The organism is Pannonibacter phragmitetus (genome assembly GCF_050510895.1).
GTDB lineage: Bacteria > Pseudomonadota > Alphaproteobacteria > Rhizobiales > Stappiaceae > Pannonibacter > Pannonibacter phragmitetus_B.
In genome coordinates, this window is the sequence record NZ_JBNINT010000001.1 from 4,066,597 (window position 1) to 4,084,111 (window position 17,515).

A 17,515-nucleotide genomic window follows, 5' to 3' on the forward strand; every position below is an offset into this window, starting at 1 on the left:
CGCCCTCGTCAATCACGCGGCGGCGCGTTTGAAGATCATGTCCTTTGCGGCGATGACCGCGCCGATGGTGATCAGGATGCAGGCGGCGCCGACGATCCAGGTGAAGGTGCCGAAGCCGAAGGCGATCAAAAGCAGCGTGGAGAGGAGCGGGGCCGAATAGGCCGCCGCGCCCAGAACCTGAATGTCGCCGCGCTTGACGCCAATGTCCCAGGTGAAAAAGGCAAGACCGACCGGCAACAGGCCAAGGGCCACGACACTGGCCCACTCCACCGTGCCGGATGGCCAAACAGTGTCTTCCAGAACCAGATGGCACAGGGCCGAGAGCAGCGCGGTCATCAGGCAGAAGCCTGCCACCGCTTCCGTCGGCACTTCGCCCAGGCGGCGGGAGAGCACCGAATAGGTGGACCAGAACAGGGAAGAGGCCACAGCCGCGCCATAGCCAAGGGCAAAGGCGGGATCAAGGCTGAGCCCTTCTCCCTTGCTGACCAGCAGGGCCGCACCGCCGAGGCCAAGCACGGTTCCCAGGACGTGATGCAGCTTCAGCCTCTCGCCCGGCAGCAGGGCGGAGAAGACCACGATCAGCAGCGGCCAGGTGTAGTTGATGAGATTGGCATCGACCGGCGGCGCGTTGCGGATCGCGGTGAAATAGAAGAAGTGAAAGCCGAACAGCCCCAGCGTGCCGAAGGCCCAGACCTTCAGCGGCTGGCGCAAGGTGTACAGTTTTCCGCGAAAGGCGAGCCACAGGCATGCCAGAAGACCCGACAGACCGAAGCAGAGCGCGTTGAGCAGAAATGGCGGCACTGCGCCGGACCCGGCACCGAAGACACCAAGAGTGGCCCACATGAGCACGGCCGTGAGGCCAATGAGTGTGGCGCGGAATCGGGCGGCTTGGTCAGTCATGGCATCCTGAGGAAACGTTGCGGCAGGTTTTGCAGTGACAGAAATACATAGTCCTTGAGGTGGCGCAAGGACAGGCATGCCTCATCTGCGTGCATTGTGCAGCTGCAACAGCTTTAGCAAGGCTCAAGCGCCCTTGGGCAGGTTATGCCGCCGCATCAGGTGCTTGATCGTCCCGCCGGTTCGGGACATGTTGCGCATGTAACGATGATCCGATCCATAGCGGAGACCGAATTGACCAAGCTCGACATCAAGGCTCTTGGCCCCGACGATGCCCTGCACCTTGCGCCCCTGATTGCTGAAAATGCCCAGGCCCTCAAGCGCGGCGCCCCGCGCCGTCCGGACCAGTTCTATGCCGAGCGCATTCTGGGCGACCGTTCCGCCGAGGTGATCGGCGCTTTTGCAGATGGCCAGCTTGTCGGCTTTGCGGTCTTCTTCGATCTGCCGGAACTGATCACCGGTCTGCGCTCCGGGCAGATGGACCACATTTATGTCCGTCCGGAATTCCGCCAGAAGGGCATTGCCCGGAAGATGATCCAGGCTCTCGTCACCGAGGGGCAAAGCCGTGGCTGGCTGCAGCTGCGCTGGATCGTGCCGAGCAAGAACGCCCCTGCACTTGCTCTTTATGACCAGATCGCTGAGCCCGATCACCACAAGAGCTACATCATCGCCATCGACCGGCTGGCGTCTGCCTGAGAAGCCTGCTGCGAAGCGCCCCGGATGCTGCATGCCAGATCCGGGGCAGCCTTGCGGAGTATTGGCCACAGACGCGCTTGCTCCGCCCTCTTTTTCGTCATGCCATGACTTGATCATGGCATGACGAATGCGGTGGGGTCTCACGTGGTCAAAGGAACTTGAAGCTCCCCTCAATACACCGGATCAATCTGCGCGAAAGGCAGGATTCCGATGCGGGCAGAGCCGTTGGTGAGCTGTACCTTGGCTTCCACCGCCGCCTTGCCCTCCACCTGCGTTGCCTTGCCGAAACTGATGACAGCACCCTGCAGTGCCTCGGGGAAACCGGAGGTTTCGGGAAAGAAGGGCGCGAGGGCACCCTTGATGCCATTGGGCTCGACTGCAGTCAGCGGCAATTCGCCGGACAGGGTGCCGTTGGTCTCAAGCCGGATCTGGCCGGAGGTTGCAAGGCTCGTGCTGCCGGAGCTGAGCTTCAGCGAAGACACTGTCAATGCCGGGTGGCCATCCGTGCTGGCAAAAAGGTCCTGCGGAACGGTGCCGGACAACAGCGGCGCACCGCCGGAAATCTGTCCTACGAAGCTGCCGTCACCGGGTTGGTCCTCCGCCTTCACCTTCAGGCCTGTAAAGCTGAGAGCAAGATCGAGATCCTTCGGCTGGGCCGGATTGGCCCTGAGATGGAGCTCGCCACCAGCCAGGGACACTTCGCCTGCACCCGGATTTTCGGACGAAAAGAAACGGGGGCAGAGACCACTGCATCCAGCTGGCGCAGGCTCATGCCGTCAAAACGCAGGCTGGCGCGCAGGCTCTCCCAAGCCCCTTCCTGGATGGGCCCATCGCCGGGCGAAAAAGAGGCCATGGGGCTGTCTGCTTCGATGATCATGTGCTGCGGGTTATAGGCGAGTGCGACGGCGCGAAGCTCTGCGACACTGACAAAATGGCCCGGTGGTGTGCGCAGGGCAAAGTCCTTGCAGGTCAGCTCGAAGCGGAACGGATAGCCGCCAAGGCTCCGCTCGCTGCAAGCGATCTCGAATCCCATGGCCGCTGCGTTTTGCAAGGTGGCATCAATCTGGCTGTTGACGAAGCTGCGGGCTGCAACCCAGGCCGCGCTCCATCCACCAGCCACAAGGACCACGGCTCCGGCGAGGTAGATGAACTTGCGGCTGGAGGTTTTGCGCGGCGCGGAAGTCGTTTCGGTCATGTTTGTCCTCTGATGCCGCGGCGCTGCCGCAGCACGGCCATTGAAACTTGCCCGGCGCATTGCTAAGTGCGCGGCTCAGGCAAAACAAGGTATCGTGACCGATATGGGCGATTTGTGGGTTTTTGGCTACGGCTCTCTCATCTGGAAGCCCGGTTTCCCGTTTGAGGAGAAGCGTCCGGCGCTGCTGCACGGTGCCCACCGCTCGCTCTGCGTCTATTCCTGGGTGCACCGGGGCACGCCGGAGCGGCCGGGTCTTGTCTTCGGGCTGGACCGCGGCGGCGCCTGCCGGGGCATGGCCTTCCGCGTGGCGGACAGGGACCGGGGCGAGACAATCGAATATCTGCGTGCCCGCGAACAGGCGACCATGGTCTATCTGGAGGCCTTGCGGCCCGTGCGCTTTGCTGATGGTACAATGGCCACGGCGCTCACGTATCTCGTTGACCGGCAGCACCCGCAATATGCGGGCGTGCTGCCGCTGGAACGTCAGTTGGAGCTGGTGGATGGGGCTGTGGGCCAGTCCGGCGCCAACCCGGAATATGTGCTGAACACGGCCAGCCATCTGGAAGAGCTGGGCATCCACGATGCCCGCGTTTCCTGGCTGGCTCTGCGGCTGAGGCAAATGGCCTGAGCCCTGGAGGCTTTAGCCGGGTCAGACGTTGCGGGGCGTAATTCTGGCCAGAACCGGCGAGGGCCGCTCTGCCTGCCGGGCTTCCTCGAGGAGGCGGTTGGATGTGCTTTCGATCTGCTCCGTCAGCGTCTCGAAAAAGACCGCCGGCTCAAGACCCGGTTCAATGGCGGGCAGGAACTCGACAAGCACTGTGCCGGGATGGATCAGGAAGCTCTTGCGCGGCCAGTAGAGCCCTGCATTGAGCGCTACCGGCAGGACCGGGCAGGCGAGGTCCCGGTAAAGGTGGGCAATGCCATACTTGTACTGAGGCTCGCCCCCGGCCGGCCGGCGTGTGCCTTCCGGAAAAATGAGGATCTGGCGGCCTTCGGCAATCGCCTCACGGGCAGCCGCCATCATGGCCGCAAGGGCCGCAGAGCGCTTGCCCCGGTTGATGGGGATCTGCTTCATCTTGGCCGTATACCAGCCGAAGATCGGAATCCAGCGCAGCTCACGCTTCAGAATGTAGGTCGGGTCCGGAAAGAACGGGATGAGCGCGAAGGTTTCCCAGACGGATTGATGCTTGGAGGCCACCAGAAAACCGCCCTGCGGGATGTTTTCGACGCCCCGGTATTCCACCTTGAGCCCGGCGATCCAGCGCAGCAGCGCCAGATTGACCTTCGCCCAGACCGGCACCACCACCCAGGCCATCCGGCGCGGCGCCAGGAAGACGAAGGGGCTGTAGACCACCATCTGGACCAGTGTCAGCAGATAGAAGGCAATCTGGAAAAGAAGCGAGCGCAGATAGATCATGAGAAAACCGCATCGGAGCTAGAAGCAAGGCAGAAACGGACAGTGGCGGAACAGGCCAGCCCTCAGCCGCCAGCAGAAACGCCAAGCGTGCTCACCCGCAGCCGCGCGAGGGTATACTTCACAAATTCCCTCAGGAGAAGCCGTAAGGTCCGCGGCTCCGCGTACCATCGCTCCACATTGAAGTCGCCTGCAAAGACCGGATATGGAATGACTACCAGATCCGGCATGACCGCATTCAGCTCCATCTCTGCGCGCGGCATGTGATAGGCGCTGGTGACGAGCACGAGCGAGGCATAACCGTTTGTCTTGGCCCATATGGCTGCCTCGGTGGCATTGCCGATGGTGTTGAGGGCCTTTTTGTCCAGATCAATGCAGCAGTTGAAGAGGTCCCGCTCCGCCTCCGTGCGCAGCCGCAACTGGCGTGCGGTGGTGGCCGGATAGACGCCGGAAATGAGCAGGCGCTGGGCGCGGCCCTGTTGCAGCAGCTGGACCGCGGTCTCGATCCGCTCCTGGCCGCCGGTCAGCACCACGATGGCATCGGCGCGCGGATTCTGCGGCTGATCGATGGTGACGACATCGATGGTGAAGCGGATGAAGGAAACGAGCAGCCACAGGCCCACCAGCGCAACGGCAATCCCCAGCGCCTTCAGCAGAAGCCAGCGCTTGTAGCCCCTGCGGCGTGGCGGCGGCGTCTGCGGCGCAGCCTGCTGCTCTGCTTCGGGCGCAAAGGTCTGATCAGCCTCGTGACTTGCCTGGTCTTCAGCAGCAGCCAGCAGAGCTTCGGCCCGCAGCCGGTCCTCCGGGACCGGTGCAGGGGCGGCAGCATCAGGCTGTTTGTCCGAAGGCGCAGGTTTCATCTTGCGGAGATTATAGACCAATTCGGCTGTTTCTTGGATGGATGTTGCAGTCAGTCGATTTTGGCAAGGTGGGATTTGACCGCAAGCCCGGAAGTCACCGCCGTCAGCACCGCGACGATGAAGACGATGCCGACCACTCCGAAGTAACCCGGCGTGCCGACTGCCACGGAACCGAACAGTGCCGACATCTGGTCCGCACCGGCCATGCCGGATGTTTGCCGGGTGAAGACTTCCAGCAGAATGAAGCAGAAGGAAGCGGCAAGCCCGCCGGCAATTCCTCCCTTCAGGCCCAGCACGAGGAAGTGGCGCTGGAACTCCCGGGCGATGAAGCTGTCACTTGCACCGACGAAATGCAGCACGGACACAACGTCGCGGTTTCCGGCCATGGCCGCACGGGTCGCAAAGATCACGCTCAGCACCATGGAAAACAGCACCAGCGCCAGGATGCCGAAGCCTCCGGCCACCACAGCGCCGGCCATGGCGGCCAGGCGGGAGGTCCAGATGCTGTGATCATCGAGGCTGGCGCCGCGGACATTCTGTTCGATCGACTGCTTCAGCGCCGGAAGATCCAGTTCCTGCGGATTGCTGACCGTCACCTGGATCAGGCGCGGTACTGGCAGCGTTTCGAGGTCAAGGCCTGCGCCGAGCCAGGGTTGCAGCAACTCGCGGGTTTCCTCATCCGACAGGGCGCGCACCGTGCCGATGCCGGGAAACTCCCGTGTCAGCGCCACGGCCTTGTCGATCTCGCGCAGCATGTCGACCCCGTCGGCGGGGCGGATCTGCACGGTCACCTCCCGCACGAGGTCATTGCTCCAGTCATGGGCCGCTTCCCAAACGACGGACACGGAGCCGACGGTGAGGCAGGCCAGAAAACTCATGATGGCGACGACGAGCGTCAGGGCGCGCCCTGCGACAGACTGCGATGGCACGATGGCCGCTGACGGCCGCAAGCGGGTATCCTGCCTGCCTGCGGCAGTTTTCATCTTGCCGCGCAAAGACAGCTTCAGTGAAGGGCGCGGCAGCTTGGGGCGGCTCTTCTGCTGTTGCGGCGCTTTCGCGCTGGTCTTTTTGCGGCGGGGCCTTGGATGCCATCTGTGGTGCCTTCCCCATGCCCTCAGTCGAAAATGGAAAGGCGTCCGTCCGCCAGAACCATCCGGCGCGCCTCCACCTGTTCAAGCAGGGTAATGTCGTGGGTGGCAATCACGACGGATGTGCCAAGCCTGTTGAGTTCAATGAACAGCCGCAACAGCCTGCGGGCAAGGGGAGGGTCGACGTTTCCCGTCGGCTCATCCGCCAGCAGCATGTCCGGCCGGGTGATCAGCGCCCGCGCGATGGCTGCACGCTGTTTTTCGCCGCCCGAGAGCACCGGCGGGAGCACATGCATGCGCTCGCCAAGGCCCACCCATTTCAGCAGTTCCACCACGTCCGAGCGGTAGCTTGCCTCTTCCTTGCCCAGAACGCGCAACGGCAGGGCGACATTTTCGTAAGTCGTCAGATGGTCCAGAAGCCGGAAGTCCTGAAACACCACGCCGATACGGCGGCGCAGCTCCGGCAGCTCTTTCTTGGCGATCGTCGCCATGTCCCGGTTGAACACGCGAATGAGGCCGCGCGTGGGCCGCAGCGACAGAAACAGCAAGCGGATCAGCGTTGTCTTGCCCGCGCCGGAGGGCCCGGTCAGGAACTGAAACGACTGTGGCTCGATGCTGAATGTCAGGTCGCGCAAGATTTCCGGCCCCATGCCGTATCTCAGCCCGACGTTCTCAAAACGGATCACGCAAAACCTCCGTGGACGGCGCTCACCCTAGTGCCATCCCTTTAACGCTTCATTAAACATATGATTGTCCTCTGGACCAGAATTGGGGAGCTCTGACGCAGGTCTTCCCCCAATTCAGCACCGGACTGCTATCATCCGCATCATGGATGGCACCATCAAGGCCCCGTGAGGCCGTGGAGCGAGGGTCTCCCAAACATGAAGATCACCTGTCCGGACTGCGATACTTCGTATGACATAAAGCCGGAAATGGTTGGCCCGGAAGGGCGCAGCGTGAAATGCGCGCGCTGCGGGAACCGCTGGTTCATCAGTCCACGCAAGGAAGACATCCCCGCGCCGGCTCCCGCAGCCGTATCTTCGGGAGGTGCCGCAAGAGCGGCCGCGAAGCCTGCAATGGCCATCGAGGATGAGCCGGAGACGGATGAGGACGAGGATGAAGCGGCATGGGCAGAGGATGCCACGGAGGAAGAAGCCCTTGCCCAGGGACGTGCGCTTGAGGACGAGGAGCCCGAGCCTGCCAAAGGATCTGTGGATACTCAAGGTAAATCAAAGACTGGTAGAGACTCTCCTCCGGAATACCCAGATGTAGTGGCCTCCGATGAGAATGATGAAACGGACGAGGATGAAAATGCTCGCCGTACAATTGACATCGAGTCCCTTGCCAAGCGCAAGAAGATCAAGGTTAACAAGAAAAAACCCAAGCGGGAGCGCGACTGGTCATTCCTGACCCGTCACGTGACAGTAAACAACCTGCGCCGCACTGGTGGCCTTTTGATCTTTCTTTTGGCGGCAGGGTTCAGTGCACTTATCTTCACGAACCGCCAGTTTGTGGTCAAACACGCTCCGGACCTTGCCAGTCTGTTCGACATGATGGGACTTCCGGTGAACTTGCGCGGACTTGAGTTCCGTGATTTGAGAACATTCAGGGAAGTCGATGAGGGGACCATCGTTCTGGTTGTCGAGGGGACAATCCAGAGCGTTTCGGAAGAGCCTGCCGCAGTACCTGCGGTACGACTGTCGCTGCGAAGCGAGGATCAGCAGGAGATTTACGCCTGGACCCTCGAACCGCGTGCGGTGGCATTGGAGCCTGGCGCAGACACGCGCTTCAGGACCAGGCTGACAGATCCCCCGCAGACGCCGCAGATATTCAGGTCCGCTTTGTGGACCGCCGCTCAGGACAAGCAGCAGAAGCGACAAGATGAAGCCGGTGATCCATACACTTTATGATGAAGCAGAGATCGCCGCACGGGTGGAGAGCCTTGCTGGGGAAGTTGCCTCGTCCCGTCCGCATCAGTTGCTGGTCGTGGCTGTGCTCAAGGGCAGCTTCATTTTTGCCGCAGATCTGGTGCGCGCCATGCACCGTGCCGGCCTGGAACTCGAAATGGAGTTCATGCATTTGTCCAGCTACGGGGCAGGTACCGTAAGCTCTGGAAATGTTCAGGTTCTGCGTGACGTTGAAAGTCTTGTTAAGGATCGCGATATCATACTGGCGGATGATATTCTGGAATCCGGACGTACCCTGAAGTTTGCCAAGGACAGGCTTCTTGAACGGGGCGCGCGTTCGGTCAAGGTCGCCGCACTTCTGGACAAACCGCATCACAGAAAGGCCGATATTCAGGCTGACTATGTGGGCTTTAACTGTCCGGACAAGTTTGTGGTGGGTTACGGGATGGACATGGGGCACGCTTGGCGGCAGTTGCCCTTCATCGGGTATGTGGCCGAGGAAGAGGCTACACCCCTCGCGAAACAACGGGAGTGTGATATGGCCCGGATTCTTCTGACGGAAGATGACGAGGCGGTTCGCAGCTTTGTGAAACGCGCCCTTGAACTGGATGGCCACACCGTTTGTGCCTCGGAAGATGGCGGAGCGGCACTGGAAACGCTTGTCCGTGAGAGAGGCAGCTTCGATCTGCTGCTGTCCGACATCAAGATGCCGGTGATGGATGGCATCGCGCTGGCGCTGGCCACTGCCCGCGACTGGCCGAGCCTTCCGATCCTGCTGATGACCGGTTTCGCCGATCAGCGTGAGCGTACGAACGGCCTCGACGAGCTGGTGCATGATGTCATCACCAAGCCCTTTTCCTTGGCTGATATCCGTCAGGCCGTGCGTGACGCCATCCACGGCGTGGTCCGCGAACAGCGCCGCTTGTCAGCCTGAGCAGCCAAGCTGCTGTCTTACAGGACGTAACAGCTCTGCCATGTGTGAACCCGGCGTTTTCGCCGGGTTTTTGTTTTGGGTGGCTTGGCACTCTGCCACCGCGAGCTTCAAAACACACCCGCCGAAAGGCGAGTGGAAAAAGTGGCGGCCACCGTCTAGCTTTTGCGCTCTCGCTTTCGCACTGCAGAAACGCACTGCCGCAAAGACACGCAGGAGGACCGCTCGTGACCGCAAGCTTCAAGCCCCGCCGCTCGGCGCTCTATATGCCTGGTTCAAACGCCAGAGCACTGGAAAAGGCGCGCAGCCTCGGCGTGGATTGCCTGCTGCTGGATCTGGAAGACGCCGTGGCGCCCGACGCCAAGGAGGCCGCCCGCCAGCAGGTGTGCGAGGCCGTGAGCGCTGGCGCCTTCGCAGGGCGTGAAGCGGTGATCCGCATCAACGGCCTTGATACCCAATGGGGCGAGGCGGATCTGGAGGCAGCTGTTGCGGCTGCCCCCGATGCCATCCTCTTGCCCAAGGTTTCGTCGCTTGCTGATGTGGAGCGGGTGGCGCACCGGCTTAAGCTGGCAGGCGCTCCTGTCTCCGTGAAGCTCTGGGCGATGATGGAGACACCGCTCGCCATGCTGCATGCGGCCAGCATTGCCTCGGCGGGGCGGGATCCCGAAACCCGGCTTGCCTGCCTCGTCATGGGCACCAATGACCTTGCCAAGGAAACCCGCGCCCGTCTGCTGCCGGGGAGGGCCGTCATGATGCCCTGGCTGATGACCTGCGTTGCCGCGGCAAGGGCAGGAGGGCTCGATATTCTTGATGGCGTCTACAACGATTTCAACGATCTGGACGGTTTTGCCGCCGAATGCGCGCAAGGGGCGGAGATGGGCATGGATGGCAAGACGCTGATCCACCCGAAGCAGATCGAGGCTTGCCATGCGGCCTTTTCGCCCTCGGAGGCGGAGATCGCCTGGGCACAGAAGATCAATGATGCCTTCGCCCTGCCGGAGAATGCCAGCAAGGGGGCCATCCAGATCGACGGCAAGATGGTGGAGCGGCTGCATGCAGACATGGGGCTTCGCGTGCTGGCCATTGCCAAGGCCATGGCGGCATCTGCGCAGGAATGATATGCCGGAGTCATCCTTGTTCCTGGAAAGATTGCCATGAAACTCTACCGCTTTATCACCGGTCCCGATGACAGCCAGTTCTGCCACCGCGTCACCCAGGCCCTCAATAAGGGCTGGGAACTGGCCGGTGCGCCGCAACTGACCTTTGATGCCACGCGCGGCATCGTTGTCTGCGGTCAGGCCGTGACCAAGGAAGTGCCGGGCGACTATTCCCCGGAAATCAAGCTCGGCGACTACTGAGCCGCGTTTGATGGGTACCAAGGGGCCGAAGGCAGGGGCTGCTGGCGTCGCTGGCTGGGTTCTGTTCGACTGGGCAGCCCAGCCCTTCTTCACGCTGGTAACGACCTTCGTCTTCGCGCCCTATTTTGCCTCCGCCCTTGCCGCCAGCCCGGCGGAAGGGCAGGCGCTCTGGGGCTATGCCACCTCGGTAGCGGGGCTGGTCATTGCGCTGCTCGCCCCGTTCCTTGGCTGCGTTGCCGATGCGGGTGGCGCGCGCAAGCCCTGGATCGCAGCTCTGGCTGTGCCTTACGTGCTGTCCTGCATTGCCCTTTGGTGGGCCATTCCCGGCACCGGCTACGGCATTGCCGTGGCGCTGGCGGGCTATGCGCTGGGCACGCTCGCCGTTGAATTTGCCACCGTCTTCAACAATTCCATGATGGGCTCGCTGGTGGCGCGTGACAGGCTCGGCCGTCTGTCGGGTGCTGGCTGGGCGGTCGGCTATCTGGGCGGTCTCGTCAGCCTCGTCATCGTGCTGGGCTTCATGGCGGCCAATCCGGAAACGGGCAAGACCCTGCTGGGCGCAGATCCGCTTTTCGGGCTTGATCCGGCCTCGCGCGAGGGGACAGGGCGTCAGGACCGTTCTCGGCGCTGTGGTTCCTTGTCTTCGTGCTGCCGATGTTCCTTTTCACGCCCGACGAGCCGCGCCGCATGGGGGCGGGGCTGCCGTCCGGCAGGGCCTTGCTTCCCTGCGCCACAGCCTTGCCGAAGTGCGGCAAGTGCCTGGCATGGCGCGGTTTCTCGTCGCCAACATGCTTTACAACGATGGGCTTGTGGCGCTGTTTGCCTTTGGCGGCATTTATGCGGCCGGCGTGCTCGGCTGGGGCACGATCCAGATCGGCACCTTCGGCATCCTGCTTACGATCACCGGCACCGTCGGCGCATTGACCGGCGGCTGGCTGGATGACCGTATCGGTTCGCGCCCGGTCATTCTCGGAGCGCTCGCCGGGCTTTTCCTGTGCGGTCTCGGCCTTGTCTCTGTAGATCGGGACACCGTGTTCTTCATCGTTGGTGTAACGCCTGCCGCGCCTGGTGCCCTGTTCGGGTCCCTGCCGGATCTGATGTTCCTGGTTCTGGGGGCTGTATCGGCGCGCTCGCCGGACCGTTGCAATCAGCGGCGCGCAGCCTTCTGGTGCATCTGGCGCCCGTGGGCCGGCAGGGCCAGTTTTTCGGTCTTCTCGCGCTCTCCGGCAAGGTGACGAGTTTCCTCGCCCCGCTTTCCGTTGCTCTTGTCACGACAGCCACGGCCAGTCAGGCGGCGGGCATGGCGGTCATTTTGGTCTTCTTTGCTGCCGGTGCTTTTGTTCTTGCCGGTTTGAAGCGGCGCTGAAACGGCAACAGCCCCGGCGTTGGCCGGGGCTGTGATTTTAAGCTGGATGCTATTGCCTCTCAGGCGCTCTGGCGGATGTCCCGAAGGAACTGCTCCACTTCCTGCCGCAGCTCGCTTGCCTCCTGTTGCAGGATTGCGGCCGAAGAGCTGACCTTGCGGGCCGTTTCGCCGGTCTCATTGGCCGAAGCGGACACGGCAACGATGTTGCGTGTCACTTCCTGCGTGCCGTTCGAGGCTTCCTGGATGTTGCGGGCGATTTCGGTGGTTGCCAGGCCCTGCTGGTCCACGGAAACTTGGATGCTGCCGGAGATTTCGTTGATCTGCTCGATGGTCGAGGAAATCTCCTGAATGGCCTTCACCGCATTGGCCGTTTCCGACTGGACCGACTGGATCTGGCTGGAGATTTCCTCCGTTGCCTTGGCGGTCTGGTTGGCCAGTTCCTTCACTTCTGCCGCCACGACCGCAAAGCCGCGGCCTGCCTCGCCGGCACGGGCCGCCTCAATGGTGGCATTGAGGGCGAGAAGGTTGGTCTGTTCGGCGATGGCCTGGATCAGCGCCACCACTTCGTTGATGCGGCTGGCAGCATCGGCCAGAGCCTCGATCTTGCCATTGGTAGCCTGCGCCTGATGCACGGCCTGGCCGGCGATTCCGGCAGACTGTTCCATCTGGCGGCGGATCTCGGACACGGAGGCCAGCAGCTCTTCGGCCGCAGACGCAACGGCTTCCACGTTGGCGGCAGCCTCTTCGGAGGCGGCAGCCACTGCTGTGCTCTTGGCGCTGGTATCATCTGCGCCGGAAGTCAGCACGTTGGAGGCGTTGTTGAGGTCGCCTACGAGGCTCGAGACCGTCGCGGTGAGCTTGGAAATACGGGCATCGAAGGACTGGGACAGATCCCGCACCGCTTCGGCGCGCAGAATGCGCTGGCGCTGCTGCTCTTCCTGCTGCTCGACAAGCTCTTCCGCCTGCTTCGCCTTCTCGCGGAAGATTTCGAGGGCCTGGTTGATATGGCCGATCTCGTCGCCGCGCTCCTTGTCGGGAATGGCGATGTCGTAGCGCTGATCGATCAGGGCGTTGATGGTTGTGACGGCCCGTTCCAGCGGACGGCGGACGATGCGGTTGCTGAAGAACATGACCGCGAATGCGACGACCGCGAGCAGGACAACGCCAATACCAAGGATGGTGTAGATGATTTGCGTCGAGGCGGCATTCACGGTCGCCATCGGAACGCTGACCACCACTGCCATGGTGGCGCCCGTATCGCCGATCGCGACGGGGCGGATGATATTGATCATGTCTCCCTCAGCCGCTTCAGCATATGCGGTGTAGGAGAAGGGCTGGGCTGACTTGACCGCATTGAGAACCTGAGCGCCGAAAGCGGCCTCTTCAGGTCCCTTGGCCTCCGTCCACGCTTTCCCGAGAAGCGACGGATTTGTGTTGGCGACCCAGACCCCGGCTTGTGACAGAAGGCTTACCTGGCCGGTGCCCATGGGTTTCTGGGCAGACAGGGTTGTCGTCAGATCGGTGAGCAGAAGGTCGCCGCCGGTTACGCCGATGACCTTGCTGCCATCACGGATCGGGGTGCTGAATGAAATGCCTGTCATGACAACGCCGTCGGTCTCCCAGGTGTAGGGTTCCGTGGCGAAGTCTTTGCCAGTCTTGTAGGCAACGTGGAACCAGTCGCCTTCAGGCGATGGCTTAAGCGGAGGGATGGGGCTGAAGTCGACCTTGCCCTGGTTCCGGTAGAAGTAGGGACGCCAGATTCCGGCCTCATCATGACCTGGCTGGTTGGCGAATTCCGCGTCACGTCCATCCAGATTGTTTTCGAGAACCATGCCCCAGCTGCCGGCCAGGTTGGGGTAGGTCTGCATCGCATCCTGCAGGATGTTGGTCCACCCCTGCCTGTCGATGGGGCCGCTGCGCTTCAGCGCATTCAACGCATTGCCAAGACCTTGAGCAGGCATAAGTCCTGCTTCAAGTACGCCTGAAACATACTCTGCCTGTTCCTGCGCGATGGCTTCAACTTGCTGGATCGCAAGCTGCCTGGTTGCAGACGTCGCTTGATATCCAATGACACCAATTCCGACAGCAAGAACACCCGCCAGCGCAGTCACGCTGACCGCCGCAAGCTTGGTTGCGATCTTTGCCTGCTTCAACATTCAGGGACCCCTTCTGGCCTCCAGGAATTCTTTTGTCCTGGCAGAACTCTCGTAGGGTCAGGAAACACTGAAGCCCGTTAAGAAAAAGCTTCCAGAAGCAGGTTTGGCGCCTCTGGAAGCTAAAAAGTTCAAGTATTATGGGTTGTGGTGATTTGCGATGCACCTTTTCTCAGTGGCGGAAGTGACGCATGCCGGTCAGTACCATCGCCAGGCCTGCTTTATCCGCAGCAGCGATGACTTCATCATCACGCATGGATCCGCCCGGCTGGATAACGGCCGTAGCGCCTGCTTCCGCTGCGGAGAGCAGCCCGTCGGCGAAGGGGAAGAAGGCATCGGAAGCGACCACGCAGCCCTTGGTCAGCGGCGTGGAAAGACCGGCAGCTTCAGTCGCATCGAGCGCCTTGCGGGCGGCAATGCGGGCGCTGTCGACGCGGCTCATCTGGCCTGCACCCACGCCAACCGTGGCACCGTCCTTGGCATAGACGATGGCGTTGGACTTGACGTGCTTGGCAACGCGGAAAGCGAACTTGAGGTCGGCCAGTTCCTGCGCCGTCGGGGCGCGCTTCGTCACCACCTTGAGATCGAGATCGTCGATGACGCCATTGTCGCGCGACTGGACCAGCAGGCCGCCGGCGACGGACTTGATGGCAAGACCGGCTGCACGCGGATCGGCAAGGCCGCCGGTGACCAGCAGGCGCAGGTTCTTCTTCTTCGCCACGATTTCGATGGCCTCGTCCGTGGCAGCCGGGGCGATGATCACCTCGGTGAAGATCTTGACGATCTCTTCGGCCGCTTCCGCATCCAGCGTATCGTTGAGGGCGACGATGCCGCCGAAGGCCGAGACCGGATCACAGCGCAGCGCCAGCTCGTAAGCGGCCTTCAGGCTGGAGCCTTCCGCAACGCCGCAGGGGTTGGCGTGCTTGATGATGGCAACGGCCTTGGTGCGGTTGGGGTCAAATTCGCTGACCAGCTCGAAGGCGGCGTCCGTGTCGTTGATGTTGTTGTAGGACAGCGTCTTGCCCTGCAGCTGGCGGGCGGTGGCGACGCCAGAGCGGCGTTCGCCGGTGGTGTAGAAGCCTGCCGTCTGGTGCGGGTTTTCGCCGTAGCGCATGACTTCGGCCAGCTTGCCGCCCATGGCGCGGTAATCGGGGGCCTCGTTGCCAATCTGCGAAGCCAGCCAGTTCGACACGGCTGCATCATAGGCTGCTGTGCGGGCAAAGGCCTTCTGTGCCAGCTTCTTGCGCAGATCGATCGGCGACTGGCCGTTGTTCTCATCCAGTGCGGACAGAACCGCAGCATAGTCTGCCGGGTCGACAACAACGGTGACATAGGCGTGGTTCTTGGCGGCAGCTCGGGTCATGGCCGGGCCGCCGATGTCGATGTTCTCGACGCCTGTTGCGTAGTCCGCGCCGGAGGCAACCGTGTCCTCGAAGGGGTAGAGGTTGACGCAGAGCAGGTCGATGCCGCCGATGCCATGGGTGTCCATGGCAGCCTTGTGCTCGGCATCGTCGCGGATGGCCAGCAGGCCGCCGTGGACCATCGGATGCAAGGTCTTGACCCGGCCGTCCATGATTTCCGGGAATCCGGTCACTTCCGAGATGTCCTTCACCGGCAGGCCGGCGTCCGCCAGCGTCTTGCGGGTGCCGCCAGTGGAAATCAGCTCCACGCCGCGCTCAGACAGCCCGCGGGCAAAGTCGAGCAGTCCGGTCTTGTCGGAAACGGAAAGAAGGGCGCGCTTGACGGAAACGAGCGGGGGAACGGGAACCCCCTTGGACACCACGGCCATGGCCTTGCCTCGCAGATCTGAGGATGGAAAGTGGCCGTGGCCCTAGCACGAACGGGGCATAAACGGAAGCGCAAGAAGCCACAGGACGCGAATCAGCTTCCGGTTTGCTTACAGCGGCAGTTCCGGTTCCTGCGTGCCGGTCCGCTCGCGCCGCCCATGGCGGGCAGTGGCCGTGCGGCGGAACTGCCATGCGGCCTGGCTGGACTGGCTGATACGGCCATAGAGCACCAGTTGCTGGGTGCGGCGGTGGCCATAGACATCCGACAGATAGACGGATTCTTCCAGTGCCAGTTCCGCGCCAGAGGCATTGAATTCCCAGGCTTCGCCATCTGGTGCCATCAGCAGCGCGGCGGTGCCTGCGCGCAGAAGGCTGGGCTTGATGAGCGGATGCAGATGGAAGCGGATGGTGAAATGATCGTGATGAGTCAGGGCGCCCAGCGTCGAGAACAGATCAATGCCATCCAGAACGGATCCGTCGCTGGACAGGCGTATGTCGCGCTCATGAAGCACATTGTAGCGGTGGGCATAGCCGTCATGGGAGGCGGTGACGCGCGTTCCCATGGCGTCTTCCTCGCGGTTGACGGGCACGCTGGTCGGACCGGTCAGGATCGGGGTGCCAAGCCATCCGGTGAAAGGCTTCTCCGTCAGGAAGCGGCAGGAGGAGCTGTCTTCCATGCCAGCCGTCGAATGGGCCGCCGTGGAACGGGCGACCTGCCGCCAGCCTTCGCTGGCCCAGCCGGAAACGCCGCAATTGACGATCAGCCGGTGGCGTCCGGAGGACATTTCGAGGGACAGGCAGCCAGCATGGGCGGATCTCGCTCAGCAGTGGCGGCGGCGGTGTGCCGGTGTCCATCAGCACCACCGTGTCCCCGCCCATCAGCCTCTGATAGCCGGAGAAGGGGCATTGCCGGGAGGGGCGCCGCGCGCATCATCATAGGCAAGGATCGTCGCCACCAGGTCGGTGGGGGTGGAGCCCATGCCGTTGAAATGGGCGAAGGCGCCGTCCACGTGGCGGAAGAAGCGCACCATCGGCATCATCCGGTCGATGGCTTGCATCATGCCGGCGGGCGTCTCCAGCCCTTGCGTCACGAAGGCCTGCCGGATGGGCAGAAGATCAGTGAGAATGTCGAGGATCGCGCTGGGATTGCGTGACACGTGGCCGCCATCGGGCATGATCTGGCGCTGCAACTCGTGCTCCAGCCGCCTGAGGCTTTGGCGCACGTAGCGGCCCTGACCTGCCATGGAAATGCTGGCAGCTGCAACGGCAAGCGCCGCCTGAAGGCGTGGCACGCCATCAGGGGTCTCGTTGATGGTACGGCGCAGATAACGGACCTGACGCCCGAGCGATCGCAGAAAACGGCGGTAGAACTCGGCATCGCCATCTTCGAGCACCAGTGGCGACTGGGCGAGCCAGGACAGTACGCGCCGCGCCACGACAGGTTGTTCCCAGGCGATGGGGGCCCAGCGGCCGCACAGGCGGATCCAATCATCGACAAGAGCACGGGCATTCTGGCGGGCGACGAGGCTTTCGGCGGCGCGCAGGTCGCGCAACCAGCCGAAACTGTGCAGCTCGCGCTGCCAGGCGGGATCTTCACCCTTCAATTCGAAGGGAGAACGGCCCTTGGCTTCGACCACCTTGCCGGAGAAAAGGAAACGGCCGCCATAGATATCAAGGGCGTTGGTCTGGTCGGCGGTGCGCAGATCCTGGGGGGCGATGAGCAAACGGGAGGGCGTTCCCGCAAATGGCTGCCAGCGGAACAGGGGTCCGCCATGCAGCCAGCGCAGGCCATTTTGCCAGAGATGATGGAGCAGCAGGCGCCCTATGCGCCCCTGCTCACCCATCGCCCGGATCGTCATGGCA

Annotated in this window: 16 protein-coding genes and 3 pseudogenes; 8 read left to right on the forward strand and 11 right to left on the reverse strand. The window is 62.5% G+C overall.

All coding sequences use genetic code 11. From position 1 onward, the window contains the following. Nucleotides 1-12 precede the first annotated feature (12 nt). A complete protein-coding gene (gene yddG / locus ACQB61_RS19550; protein ID WP_430513973.1) occupies nt 13-900 on the reverse strand; it encodes an aromatic amino acid exporter YddG in 888 nt (295 codons plus the stop codon). 204 nt (nt 901-1,104) lie between these two features. Between yddG and ACQB61_RS19555 the strand changes: the two genes are divergently transcribed. Continuing rightward, nucleotides 1,105-1,593, forward strand: coding sequence for a GNAT family N-acetyltransferase (locus ACQB61_RS19555; protein WP_430513974.1), 489 nt, complete (start codon nt 1,105-1,107; stop codon nt 1,591-1,593). Between the two features lie 170 nt (nt 1,594-1,763). Here ACQB61_RS19555 and ACQB61_RS19560 read toward each other — a convergent pair whose 3' ends face one another. Together ACQB61_RS19560 and ACQB61_RS19565 are read right to left on the reverse strand one after the other, a co-directional pair. After that, nucleotides 1,764-2,291, reverse strand: a complete 528-nt coding sequence (locus tag ACQB61_RS19560; RefSeq protein ID WP_430513975.1) for a DUF2125 domain-containing protein — start codon at nt 2,289-2,291, stop codon at nt 1,764-1,766. Then, nucleotides 2,204-2,788 (reverse strand): DUF2125 domain-containing protein, encoded by a 585-nt coding sequence (locus ACQB61_RS19565; protein WP_430513976.1) that lies wholly within the window; start codon nt 2,786-2,788, stop codon nt 2,204-2,206. The genes ACQB61_RS19560 and ACQB61_RS19565 overlap by 88 nt, the downstream gene beginning before the upstream one ends. A 103-nt stretch (nt 2,789-2,891) precedes the next feature. Between ACQB61_RS19565 and ACQB61_RS19570 the strand changes: the two genes are divergently transcribed. Next, on the forward strand, nt 2,892-3,416 hold the full coding sequence (locus tag ACQB61_RS19570; RefSeq protein WP_430514423.1) for a gamma-glutamylcyclotransferase: 525 nt from the start codon (nt 2,892-2,894) through the stop codon (nt 3,414-3,416). 21 nt (nt 3,417-3,437) lie between these two features. Here the strand turns inward: ACQB61_RS19570 and ACQB61_RS19575 are convergent, their stop codons facing one another. The 4 genes from ACQB61_RS19575 to ftsE form a co-directional block, all read right to left on the reverse strand. Then, a complete protein-coding gene (locus ACQB61_RS19575) occupies nt 3,438-4,205 on the reverse strand; it encodes a lysophospholipid acyltransferase family protein (RefSeq protein ID WP_430513977.1) in 768 nt (255 codons plus the stop codon). A gap of 62 nt (nt 4,206-4,267) precedes the next feature. Then, the gene (locus tag ACQB61_RS19580) at nt 4,268-5,083 is read right to left on the reverse strand and encodes a YdcF family protein (protein ID WP_430513978.1); all 816 of its coding nucleotides are present in this window, start codon (nt 5,081-5,083) and stop codon (nt 4,268-4,270) included. 29 nt (nt 5,084-5,112) lie between these two features. Next, on the reverse strand, nt 5,113-6,012 hold the full coding sequence (locus tag ACQB61_RS19585; RefSeq protein WP_430513979.1) for a cell division protein FtsX: 900 nt from the start codon (nt 6,010-6,012) through the stop codon (nt 5,113-5,115). Nucleotides 6,013-6,176: 164 nt separating this feature from the next. Further along, entirely contained in the window at nt 6,177-6,836 is a 660-nt protein-coding gene (ftsE, locus tag ACQB61_RS19590; RefSeq protein WP_072242530.1) for a cell division ATP-binding protein FtsE, read from the reverse strand. Between the two features lie 195 nt (nt 6,837-7,031). On the opposite strand from ftsE, the gene ACQB61_RS19595 reads away from it, so the two are divergent. The 6 genes and pseudogenes from ACQB61_RS19595 to ACQB61_RS19620 all read left to right on the forward strand — a co-directional run bounded on the left by ACQB61_RS19595 (nt 7,032) and on the right by ACQB61_RS19620 (nt 11,712). Continuing rightward, nucleotides 7,032-8,060, forward strand: a complete 1,029-nt coding sequence (locus ACQB61_RS19595; RefSeq protein ID WP_430513980.1) for a zinc-ribbon domain-containing protein — start codon at nt 7,032-7,034, stop codon at nt 8,058-8,060. Next, a pseudogene (gene hpt / locus ACQB61_RS19600) lies at nt 8,032-8,559 on the forward strand (hypoxanthine phosphoribosyltransferase); the annotation flags it as partial. The gene ACQB61_RS19595 and the pseudogene hpt, both read left to right, overlap by 29 nt. 36 nt (nt 8,560-8,595) lie before the next feature. Further along, nucleotides 8,596-8,991, forward strand: coding sequence for a response regulator (locus ACQB61_RS19605; RefSeq protein WP_430514424.1), 396 nt, complete (start codon nt 8,596-8,598; stop codon nt 8,989-8,991). Between the two features lie 224 nt (nt 8,992-9,215). Beyond that, the gene (locus ACQB61_RS19610; protein ID WP_430513981.1) at nt 9,216-10,106 is read left to right on the forward strand and encodes an HpcH/HpaI aldolase/citrate lyase family protein; all 891 of its coding nucleotides are present in this window, start codon (nt 9,216-9,218) and stop codon (nt 10,104-10,106) included. A 36-nt stretch (nt 10,107-10,142) separates the two neighbouring features. Next, nucleotides 10,143-10,346: a DUF1737 domain-containing protein gene (locus ACQB61_RS19615; protein ID WP_430513982.1), complete on the forward strand. Its 204-nt coding sequence runs from the start codon at nt 10,143-10,145 to the stop codon at nt 10,344-10,346. A 10-nt stretch (nt 10,347-10,356) separates the two neighbouring features. Further along, a pseudogene (locus ACQB61_RS19620) lies at nt 10,357-11,712 on the forward strand (MFS transporter). Between the two features lie 59 nt (nt 11,713-11,771). Here ACQB61_RS19620 and ACQB61_RS19625 read toward each other — a convergent pair. The 4 genes and pseudogenes from ACQB61_RS19625 to ACQB61_RS19640 all read right to left on the reverse strand — a co-directional run bounded on the left by ACQB61_RS19625 (nt 11,772) and on the right by ACQB61_RS19640 (nt 17,511). Beyond that, entirely contained in the window at nt 11,772-13,868 is a 2,097-nt protein-coding gene (locus ACQB61_RS19625) for a methyl-accepting chemotaxis protein (RefSeq protein ID WP_430513983.1), read from the reverse strand. 169 nt (nt 13,869-14,037) lie between these two features. After that, nucleotides 14,038-15,654 (reverse strand): bifunctional phosphoribosylaminoimidazolecarboxamide formyltransferase/IMP cyclohydrolase, encoded by a 1,617-nt coding sequence (purH, locus tag ACQB61_RS19630; protein ID WP_430513984.1) that lies wholly within the window; start codon nt 15,652-15,654, stop codon nt 14,038-14,040. Nucleotides 15,655-15,762: 108 nt separating this feature from the next. Continuing rightward, nucleotides 15,763-16,458: pseudogene (locus tag ACQB61_RS19635) on the reverse strand (heparinase II/III domain-containing protein); the annotation flags it as partial. Between the two features lie 72 nt (nt 16,459-16,530). Further along, the gene (locus ACQB61_RS19640; protein WP_430513985.1) at nt 16,531-17,511 is read right to left on the reverse strand and encodes a heparinase II/III family protein; all 981 of its coding nucleotides are present in this window, start codon (nt 17,509-17,511) and stop codon (nt 16,531-16,533) included. Nucleotides 17,512-17,515: the final 4 nt, after the last annotated feature.

What these genes read in the sequence shown, in the direction of transcription:
- yddG (WP_430513973.1), bottom strand. Translation starts at nt 900, where the DNA reads ATGACTGACCAAGCCGCCCGATTCCGCGCCACACTCATTGGCCTCACG.
- ACQB61_RS19555 (WP_430513974.1), top strand. Translation starts at nt 1,105, where the DNA reads ATGATCCGATCCATAGCGGAGACCGAATTGACCAAGCTCGACATCAAG.
- ACQB61_RS19565 (WP_430513976.1), bottom strand. Translation starts at nt 2,788, where the DNA reads ATGACCGAAACGACTTCCGCGCCGCGCAAAACCTCCAGCCGCAAGTTC.
- ACQB61_RS19570 (WP_430514423.1), top strand. Translation starts at nt 2,892, where the DNA reads ATGGGCGATTTGTGGGTTTTTGGCTACGGCTCTCTCATCTGGAAGCCC.
- ACQB61_RS19575 (WP_430513977.1), bottom strand. Translation starts at nt 4,205, where the DNA reads ATGATCTATCTGCGCTCGCTTCTTTTCCAGATTGCCTTCTATCTGCTG.
- ACQB61_RS19595 (WP_430513980.1), top strand. Translation starts at nt 7,032, where the DNA reads ATGAAGATCACCTGTCCGGACTGCGATACTTCGTATGACATAAAGCCG.
- ACQB61_RS19605 (WP_430514424.1), top strand. Translation starts at nt 8,596, where the DNA reads ATGGCCCGGATTCTTCTGACGGAAGATGACGAGGCGGTTCGCAGCTTT.
- ACQB61_RS19615 (WP_430513982.1), top strand. Translation starts at nt 10,143, where the DNA reads ATGAAACTCTACCGCTTTATCACCGGTCCCGATGACAGCCAGTTCTGC.
- ACQB61_RS19625 (WP_430513983.1), bottom strand. Translation starts at nt 13,868, where the DNA reads ATGTTGAAGCAGGCAAAGATCGCAACCAAGCTTGCGGCGGTCAGCGTG.
- purH (WP_430513984.1), bottom strand. Translation starts at nt 15,654, where the DNA reads ATGGCCGTGGTGTCCAAGGGGGTTCCCGTTCCCCCGCTCGTTTCCGTC.
- ACQB61_RS19640 (WP_430513985.1), bottom strand. Translation starts at nt 17,511, where the DNA reads ATGACGATCCGGGCGATGGGTGAGCAGGGGCGCATAGGGCGCCTGCTG.